This is a genomic window from Bradyrhizobium canariense (genome assembly GCF_019402665.1).
Classification (GTDB): Bacteria; Pseudomonadota; Alphaproteobacteria; order Rhizobiales; family Xanthobacteraceae; genus Bradyrhizobium; species Bradyrhizobium canariense.
In genome coordinates this window covers 1-10,026 of the sequence record NZ_VSST01000104.1, presented here as the reverse complement: position 1 = coordinate 10,026, position 10,026 = coordinate 1, and the positions used below count along the sequence as shown (strand labels likewise).

Annotated in this window: 6 protein-coding genes; 5 read left to right on the top strand and 1 reads right to left on the bottom strand. The window is 56.9% G+C overall.

The genetic code is table 11. The features are described from left to right. The 3 genes from FXB41_RS39095 to FXB41_RS39085 form a co-directional block, all read left to right on the top strand. A partial coding sequence (locus FXB41_RS39095; RefSeq protein ID WP_219685548.1) for a hypothetical protein occupies positions 1-182 on the top strand: 182 nt, incomplete at its 5' end. A gap of 1,439 nt (positions 183-1,621) precedes the next feature. After that, positions 1,622-2,977, top strand: a complete 1,356-nt coding sequence (gene hemN, locus FXB41_RS39090) for an oxygen-independent coproporphyrinogen III oxidase (protein ID WP_219685547.1) — start codon at positions 1,622-1,624, stop codon at positions 2,975-2,977. Between the two features lie 1,700 nt (positions 2,978-4,677). Continuing rightward, entirely contained in the window at positions 4,678-5,937 is a 1,260-nt protein-coding gene (locus tag FXB41_RS39085; protein WP_246649569.1) for a carbohydrate porin, read from the top strand. A gap of 666 nt (positions 5,938-6,603) precedes the next feature. Here the strand turns inward: FXB41_RS39085 and FXB41_RS39080 are convergent. Further along, a complete protein-coding gene (locus FXB41_RS39080) occupies positions 6,604-7,533 on the bottom strand; it encodes a TauD/TfdA dioxygenase family protein (protein WP_219685545.1) in 930 nt (309 codons plus the stop codon). Between the two features lie 738 nt (positions 7,534-8,271). On the opposite strand from FXB41_RS39080, the gene FXB41_RS39075 reads away from it, so the two are divergent. After that, positions 8,272-8,808 (top strand): polysaccharide lyase domain-containing protein, encoded by a 537-nt coding sequence (locus tag FXB41_RS39075; RefSeq protein WP_219685544.1) that lies wholly within the window; start codon positions 8,272-8,274, stop codon positions 8,806-8,808. Positions 8,809-9,633: 825 nt separating this feature from the next. Further along, positions 9,634-10,026: FMN-binding negative transcriptional regulator (locus FXB41_RS39070; RefSeq protein WP_219685543.1), on the top strand; the 393-nt coding region annotated here is incomplete at its 3' end.

Here is a 10,026-nt window from a genome sequence, read left to right as displayed (position 1 = left end):
GCCAAGAAAACCTGACCCAACTCCTCATGCCGGCAACGACACTCCGGCCGCCTTCGTCGGAACAGGTGGCCGCCTTCGATCGGAATGCATGGTCGCGTTCAATCGGAATCCCTGGCCGCAATCCCCGGAATCCGCAGCATCTTTACGCAATCCTAGCTGAGGCGGTCAGGAATACCGTCTAGAGCTATCGGCGCCGCGATCTCCCGGGTCTAGGCCGCCGTAGTCGGCTCATTGGGGCTATTTGGTTTCGCGCGATTTGAGCCTATCCGACGAACAGTGGCGTTCAGTAGAACGTTCGCGGCAGGAGGGCTCGATCGTACATCAAGTCATCCAATCTCAAGAGGCCGGATGCGCTGAATTGGAGAGAAGAGAGCGTTCTGCTTATTGAGCCTCGTTTTTCGAGTATGCGTTTTTGGGAAGCGCCCGGCGTCCTCGTTTGCGCCGGTGTTTGGAACTTTCTGCACAACGCCGCGCCCAACGAACTACACGAGCCCGGGTGAAGCCGCTTGATCCTCAACCACTTTCGATATCTGCGACCGACGTGTGGAGAGCTGGACTGGGACTGAACACTCGGCAAATCATCGAGGTACGACGTGTCAGGGGGTGAGCCCGGTGGTGCTCCGACTGTGATCGGACCTTCTGGGTTAAACGAAGGCGCGAGTTTCCTCGCCGGCTTCGATAGGTTTGAGCTGACGGCGGAGATGAAACGGAAGAAGGTGAAGCGGTGAGTACCAGATAGCTCCACTATTCGATCGCTCGCCTGTTCTCCCGAAAGAACCTCCGATAGAATCGCCTGTCGTCGGGCGGCGCCATGCTTAGCGTTGGAGCGGCTTGACGAGCTGCCCTCGCGAGATATTGCCTGACGTCGCTTAAAAGGTCGGCTCCTGCGGTGCGCAGACACACGAAAACGGCTACCCCCAACGTAGGTGCCTTGACGTCTGTGCAAAACCGGCGACGCCTCTGAGGCGGCCGGCTGTTCAATTGCACCCATCCGTTCTCGCTCACCCACCCGGCTCATTTCCTCACGCCAGCTGCGCGAGAGCCGCCGATAGGAAACGTTTCGCTCGTAGCAATATTGCCGCCGAGTAACGGACGCATGAAAGGAGTTCTTCTGCGAGGGATCCATGAAGACGCCCACCGACGATCCCTTCATTGGCGAATTTCACTACATACCGGGACGGAGCCAAGCGGACCCATTATTCCTGGACCGATGGGGAATATGCCATGCAGAATCAACTACCAACCTTGTCAGTTGATGGAGAATACCGGACTGTATCAATGTGGGTCATTGAACCTCGCAGGAGTCAAATCGTGGAGCAGTTCGAGGTCTAGCAGCTTAAACGGCCTTGGTGGGTGTCTCGTTGCCGAAGATCAAAGATTATCGAGGCGGACGAATTGGGGACCCCGCCGTGGCCGTGTTGATTCGAGTATCTCGCTTGCAGAACTTGTTCTCTGTGTCCGAGGGGAGCGGATTGTTATCCGACAGCGCGCTTCTTCGGCAGATCGGCCGTCACGCAAGCTCCCAATTCCCTAGCGACAGTCCCGATCGGCCTTGGCAAGCAAAGGGATGCAAGACAATTCGCCTGCGACGGAAAACTTCGTAAACATGGGATAACAATCCTTGCAGACCTCGATCTTAAGCACGTATTACGATGCTCGCCTTCCTTGGTACACCATCTATCCAACTGTAGCCCAGTTCTCCAAAGCAGTCGGCGGCGACGCCTGTGAGAGATGGCTGCAGCAGCTGCCGCCTGATCAATCGGTGTCGCTCTATTTCCACATTCCGTTCTGTCGATCGATTTGCTGGTATTGTGGCTTCGCTCGAAGCATCACTCGCCGGCATTCTCCTATCCTCGACTTTTTGGGGGTTCTTCGTAGGGAGATCGATTTGGTCGCGGCGCAGGTTGCGCAACCGCTGCCTGTGAGCGATGTCCACTTCGGCGGTGGAACGCCGACCCTCCTCGAGCCAACGGAATTCCGGCGGTTGATGGAGCTTCTGCGCCGCCGCTTTGCGATTTCGAACACGGCCGCCATTGCTGTTGAGATCGACCCGCGCACGTTCACGCTCGCCACATGCGAAGGATTGGCGGCTGCCGGCGTGAACCGCGCGAGCCTCGGCGTCCAGAGCTTCGATCCAATTGTCCAAAAAGCCATCAACCGGGTCCAGAGTGAGGCACAAACAGAGCGCGTTGTCCAGTCGCTGCGGCAGCATGGAATAATGCGCGTCAACTTCGACCTCATCTACGGGCTGCCAAATCAGACGGTGCAGTCCTGCGTTCAGACCGCGACAACGGCGCTGGCAATGCGACCAGACCGGCTTGCGGTGTTCCGCTACGCGCACGTTCCTTCCTTCAAGAAGAATCAGCGCCTGATCGACGAGGCAGCGCTGCCAGACAGCCATGCCCGTGCAGAACAAGCAGCCGCGATGGCCAATACACTGACTGCAGCGGGCTACCGCCAGATCGGACTCGACCATTTCGCCTTGCCGCACGATGAGCTCGCGCTGGCGCAGAAAGCCGGTCGCCTGCGGCGGAATTCACTCGGTTACTCGGCCGACACCTGCAATAAAGTGATCGGCTTCGGACCGTCGGCGATCGGCCGGCTTGGCGAGGGCTACGTCCAGAACGAAGTTACAGCGGGTTCCTACAGCGGCCAAATCAACGCCGGCCGTCTGGCGACGTCAAAGGGCTACTGTCTCAGCCTTGAAGACCGCGTCCGGGCCGCGATCATTGAGCGGCTAATGTGCGATTTCGAGGTGGACGTGCCGGCAATTTGCGTTGCTCATGGATTTGACCCGGTCGGTTTGCTCGGTTCAGGCGAACGCTTGGCAATGCTGGCTGAGGATGGGATCGTCGAAATGGAAAAGGGATTCGTCCGCGTGAGGCCGGAGCATCGTTTTCTCACCCGGGCTGTGGCAGCCGCATTCGATTGTTTCTTCGCGCCCCCCTCTGTTCAGACCAGCCAACGCAATGATTGAATGAAATGAATCACGTTTTGCTGCACGCGCCAGGAAGCCTGAGGAATGCGGTCGCTCACCTGGCACACTCACAACCAGCTCCAAATCGATCAACGACGCCGTGCGAAGCTGTGGGGCGGAGAGTCGCCCTGACCGCGCCGCGAAGACAAGCTGGACGCACTACTGCCGGGAAATGGACGCCCCGACAACAACGCTCCTCGCTAAAAAGCAGCATGACCATACATCTCGACAAGTTTCATAGCCACGGACCTCGATGGAGACGACGATTGGGTGCGCGACGCCGCCAACCAACTGGAGATCGAGAACGGATCATCTTATGTCGTCGGAGATGATGACATCTTGACGTTTAGGGACTTCGGTATCGAAAACCCTGATCGAGCCCGTCCGGGTGGACAAGGACATCTGACCCTTGGCTCCGGCGGTGGCCGCGGAAATCATGCGTGATACGGCGCAAAGGATATTCGAGCGTCACAACTACAACCAGATCCGGCGGGATCTCGGTCTTCGAAAAGATCGTTCCCTGTAAGAGCTTCGCGCGACGTGGATCGAAGCGAACTCCTAGAATTCACCCGCCGACGCTGCGATACCGATCGGCCGTGAACGCCGGGGTTGTGGAGTCGAGCGGCACATTAGCTACGATTCACGCAGCGACAGCCGACCTCCCGCTCAGTCAACTACCAAACCTAGCAATTGATGGAGACGATGGACACATGCCAGTCAGTGGCTGTGAAATTCGCTCGGGCCACATAAGAAGTCGCCGCGCGATATAGATTTCATCGATCAATGGAGCTGATGGATGTTTTGCCTCGTCGTCCCCAGGTATCAAACTGTCTCCAATCGTGCCTTCCATCTTCCCATGAGAGCCACTCGAGGGTTTAGGGCGGCGAGCTTACGGGCCGCCAAGGATGTTAGCCCCTTCTGCCTGCCTGTGCTTCATCCCATCGACCGAGCTGCGAGCGGCGTTTCTTGGATCGGGCGTGTTGTTCTGCGAGCTCCGCTATTGCCGCTGCTCTCTGTTGAAAACAATTTTCCTTCGTTTTGGCAGAGGGTTTGTCGCAAGGTCCCTGGCCTCCGTGTATCGGCCACCAATCTCTTGCTAGCGAACGCGCACACCGAGCAGCCCGCTAATGTCGACACCCTCCAGCAGAAGCTCGCCTTGATTAGCGATCGAGCGACTAGGTTGTTTGCGCTGTGTACCCACACGTAGGCCAAGCGGCGCCGCTGTGGTGATAGCGCGCAAGGTTGAGCGGTCTCGCTGACATAGAGAGGCCGCCTGGTGTCAAGCGTCTCCCACCGCATTGAGGGACAAGATTTGACATCCGCTCTAGGCCGTCAGGTGGAAGTGCACTTTATTCAAATCGACGGGCGCGAAAATCACCATGCATCGTTGCGTTATAACGCCGCTATCCACGCAAGCATATCTGGCTGGCGTCGTTGCTTTCATGTCTGGACCAACTGCGAAGCCACGAGGTCGTATTGTCCTTTGTCTGATAGCTAGTCTCGCCAGCAGTTCGGCGGCGCCGAGTCGCGAGATCTCCGGCCCAAGAAGCCCCAGCCCCGATGAGCTCGATGAGGCAACAAGCAGAACAATTTCGGATTCGGCCATGACATTCCGAAGCGGGCGACCCAAGGGAGCAGCCCGCCTTCCTAGGAGCTCCTTGCCAAAAACAGCTACGACCACAATAAAGCGAGACGTTGCCATGGCGACGGCCAAGAGCAGAATTGAAAATCAGATCGACCCATTCGCAAAATTCGAGAAGCTTCGCGAAAGAGGTGGCGCTTTCACTGCTCCTGGTCCTGCGGACACGATAGATCAGGATACAGCTTCTGTCAGATCCCAATTTTCGGATCTCGGGATTGGATTTGCTGGCTGGACGCTAAACACGCTTGTCGACAATGAACTCGGCAACGCCGCCAGAAGCACCATCGCCAATCAGCAATATGTCGGCCAGAATCCGACATTTAGTACGGTCAACTCTATGATCGTGACTTATGACCTCGCTCGGTGTGGAATTCCCGATGGTCAGATCGTGGTCGGAGCCGAGCATCAACACTGGACATGGCAGAGCGCTGGGCCAGATCGGCTGGGCCTCAATGCAGTTTCTTACTATCAAACGCTATTCGACAGAAGGATCGAACTCAAACTGGGCTACCTCAGGAACCAACATGAGTTTGCGGGCGCTGGAGACAAAGTGTTTGGACCCTCATCGAGAATGCTGTTCCAAGCCGGCATGAGCAACAATTGGGCGCCAACGCCGGCTCTTAATCTGAAGTACAATTTTGATGATCGCCTATATAACAAATTCTCAATCCAGCGCTCGGTCAGTCCAGCAGGACAATATGCGCATGTAAGCGAGAATCCCACTGGCTTGAACTGGAGCACGCGCTACGCAGGCATTCTTTTGCTTGATGAGCTTTCCTACAGGAACAAGCCTACTCCGGGTGTAATGGAGACTTGGCTGCGGGCTGGCGCGGGCTTCAACAACAGCAGCTACACGGACCTGCAGCATCCGACAGAAGCGACGACCAAGGCCAACAGCGTCTACTATGTAGGTGCGGACAGGCAATTCTGGCAGTCTGCCGTCCACGGCTCGGCATCTCGCGGAGTCTATGGCGGGCTCTCTGCAATGTATGCTCCGCCTGACCTAAATAGAGCTAGTCAATACTACGAGATTCGCCTTTATGCGAAGGGCCTGTTGGACAGCCGGCCCACAGATCAGATGAGTCTTGTTGTCAGCAATACCATCTGGAGCCATGTCGCGGTGGACGCTGCACTGGCAAAAGAGCAGCTGGCGCACCGCGACAGTACAGCAATTTCGGGACTGTACACGGCGCATCTGGCGCCCGGGATATATACAACCGTAGGACTGACCTACATCAATCACCCAACAAGCATTACCTACACACCGCAAACCGGACACGCCCTGAATATATTAGTATCTACGTCGGTATTCTTCTAAAGGCTCAGGACTGGGCGTGAATTCACCGGCATGTAGCCGAAATCACAATCCTTCCCTTTCAACGGGTTGGGCCGGTCATCGCGGCGTTTTGCTATCTCTGTGCTCCTGGCGCGAGGCCGGGTACCGCGTGAATTTAGGCATGTCCAAGGTAGCCTGCTGTTGGGAATGGTAGCTTGGAGCCTTTGCTGGTTCGGTCTAGAGCGATAGACCGGCGCCGTATCGCGCAAAAGTCGGGTCCTCTTGCGGCAGTGACATTGCTTCTCGTTAGCTGCTCCTGCAACTCGTCAGACTCGCGTCCGAGCCCATGACAACGCCGAAATCGTGCCCTCGGAGATTCCCGCGAAGAGACTTAGAAGTGGAACCGCGACACAGATGCCAAAATTCAGCCAGCTCCGGCAATCGCGCTCTGTCTGTCCGCCGGTCGTGCCGTCGTCCGAAGGGCGATGCGCAAGGTTGGCGGAAACGCACCCTCGTCCGTGGGAAAGTCAACCGGACGCGGCCGGATGACTTGCGCCACTCGGCGCTGAATCATTTTCGGCGGACGAGATAAGCTTGAGCATCTTACTTCAGCAAGGAGCTCGCCTCCCGGGTCCGCGCGCGCGTTAGCTCCTCCTCGCGCGAACATGCGACAAGGCCAGTGCAACCATGTGAATTTGCCGCGCACTGCTAGGCAACTTTCGTGGACGGGTGCTTCGTCATCTTGAGGCGCGTCACACTGCATCGACCATCGACACTGACGGGCGCGTCGCCATCGAGTGTGGCACGATGAACGACGCGATGCTGGTCACCGTAATCGTTAACGGCATAATGCTGTGTTGCGCGGTTGTCCCAAATCGCGACATCGCCTTCTTTCCAGGTCCAGCGCACGGTATTTTCGGGCGCCGTGATATAGGACTGGAATAGTTGAAACAGCTTCTGGCTGTCGCGTTTTGGAATATCAATAAACCTTTGCACCAGATCGCCGAGCACCAGCGCGCGCTCGCCGGTCTCGGGATGTACACGGACCACCGGATGCTCCGTCTCATAGATTGTTTTAGTAAAGACCTCATCAAAATGCTTCTGATCGATTTCGCGAACACGGCAGGTCCCGGCGTAGTCGAAGGCGTTGCTGTGAACGGTCCAGAGTTCGTCGGCAAGCCCTTGGAGCGGCCGCGGCAGATCCAGGTACGCCGCCACAGCATTCGACCAAATCGTATCGCCGCCGGACGATGGGATCACAATAGCTCGCAGCACCGCAGCTTTGGGATAAGCCGCTAGAAAGGTTCCATCGGTGTGCCATACATCGGCTCGGCTACCTCCACGCGCGGAATCAAGCTCGATGATCGAGGTCGTTCCATTGATCGTACCGAGTGTCGGATGCGGCACCAGCTTTCCCAAACAAGCGGCAAAGCGCTCCTGCTCCGCGCCATCAAGATGCCCCTGATCGCGGAAGAAGATCACTTTATGTTTGAGCAGCAGGCTATTGATTGCAGCGACGGTTTGGCTCGGCAAATCACCCGAAAGTTTGATATTTCTGATTTCAACACCGATGCGCGCGGCGCGCTTGACGACGTCGGTCGCTGGAATGACACGCTCGGTCGAAGCTGTTTCTTTCATTGCAATTTTTTCCAGGTTTTGCGGATTGTTCGAGCAGTCGAGGGCACATCTCACTCGCTTTCGATGACGAACCTCGCGCTGCGGGTACTCTTGAGCAAGCACCATGCCAGTCGGACACGAGCTGTGAACGTCGGGTTGATGATCCGAACAGTTTGCCAGGAGCGCGATGGCACCTCCGATCCTCTTGCAATCCGAACCCGCAAAAACACCAGAGGTGAAAACTCTGAGGCAAGCGCCCCGGTCCGGGCGAAAGGCACGCAACACCGAGAGGAATTGTACCGCTCGGCACCCGAACAGAAACGCGCCAGACGGGCTTCGTGCAACTTTGAGCAGCGAGCCGTGCGTGCCGTTCTCGTCCAGTATGGCACCTTCCCAACTGTTTGCACAATCGGCCAAACACGGGCCGCGTCTGCGAACGAGCCATCACCGGCTCTGAAGGTGTCCGGGACCTGCCCTGGCCGCGATCACTGCCGGAACTTCATCCGCCGGAAATGGAAGAGGAATAGATGACCTTGGAAGAGCCCTATTACGGTTTCATCCAGGCGAAAGCCATTGATCCGCGGCACTGGGATCGCGATGTTCTCGATGCACCGACGTCCGAGGGCAGTGAGGCAGATGCTCGGCATAGTCCCGGTGGACGGCAAAGATATGCCCACTACCGATCGTTCTAGGTGTTTCAATGTTGTCGAAGTAGTTACCCTCGACGAGTGCTTGCACAGACGATCCAGCATCCACTGCATGGAAAAATCCGCCGCTGTGTTGCGCATTCGTGTTGTGGAAGTAATTGTTAACGAACGATGGACACGACGCGCATTGCGATGGCAAGGAGAAGACGTCGGTCGTCTTCGACAGGGCCGGCAAGCGCCGCTGGAAATTGGCTCAAACATTGATATCACTGATGGTCAGGTTGCGAATAACGACGTTGCTGACCCCATTCAGGCGCAGCCCCTTCCCTTTGATTGTAGCGGTCGAGCCAATGCCGATCACCGTTTTGAAGGCGTGATATTTGCCGGCGATGCTATTGCAATTGCACGAGCCGACCTGGTGTGGATCGATCACAACCGATTTCACAATATCGGGCGTCAGATGATTGCCGGCGGCTTTGGCCCCACGACAAATATTAGGGTATCCTGGAACGACTTCGATGGCAGCGATATCTATTCCTCTTATTGTAACGGGGAGCACTATTGGAACCTCCTGTTTCTTGGTGTCCCGCAGACGATCACTATCGCAAATAACTATTTTCGCGATAAGAAGAGGGACTCACGCTTGTAAGGTGCCGAACAGGCACGGCCGTGTTGGCATCCCTGCCCTTCGCCTCGCCCCTCCGTACCGGTAAAGTCTATGGTTCCAATTACCTGGATCTCGCGCGGAGTATGGTCATTGCACTGGCCGAAGCTGTACGACCGACATAACTCATAATTCAGAGCTTTGGTTGATCTGACCTGAACTATCTCGCCTCCCAGCCCGCCCGTCGCTGCAGAGCCAAAGCCCTTGATGGGCTCGCATCGCACATCGTTCGGTCCGAGCACGGACAAGACGCCGAGGACGGCAGCAAGTCCGCCGAGCACGCGCAACGAACGCTTGATGTGCTCCACCGTGTGTTTCATAGGCATATGCTCTCTCTTACCTTCGCAATTCCGCACGACAACTTGAATTTTCGAGCCGAAATGCTGAACTAGACGGGGCCATCAGCATGCGGCGTTAACGCCATTAGATCGTTGTCAATAAGGCAGGCTCGTAACATCGGAAGCATGCTAAACAACAGTCGAGGTGTGCAGCCGCAGGCAGTGTGCCAGGTGGAATCGACCTGGGTAGCCATTGAGCGGCTCACGGCCGATCGAGCGCGGTCAGAATGAAAGCAAGATCTTATCCCACGTTTCCGTAACGCGCACGGCTCGAAAGCAACGGCTGGACCAGCTTGCAACCGCGCTTTTTGATTTGCGCCTTCGACGCTTGATGGGCTAGCTGCCCTCAGGGACCAGCACGCCCCGGAATGAAACTACCAAACCTGGCGGTTCCTGCGATCCCGAATGAGGCGTACCGCAGTTCAAATCATGAGTCGTCCGGCCTCCGTCGGGCTGCCTGGGAGCTTCACTGATGTACGCGCCGTCCTGCTTCCAACTTCTCGATATCGCCGACCTTCAACGGACAATGCGCGAGGCACGGACAGCGACACTGGTCACCGCCACTCACGAGGGGCTTGTTGGAACGATGCTGCCCGTAGTACTCGACGAGAGCGCAGGCTCGATGGGCACGATTTACGCGCACGTGGCGCGTGCTAATCCGCAGTGCAAGCTGACACCAACCGGCGAGGCGATGGCAATTTTCGGTGGGGCGGAGGCCTATATCAGCCCTTCATGGTACGTGACCAAACACGAGAGAGGCGAGGCCGTACCAACGTGGAACTATGTCGCTGTGCATGCCTACGGACCAGTTGAGTTCTTCGAGGATTCCGATCGGCTCCGCGAGGTAGTCGTCCGTGAACAAGGC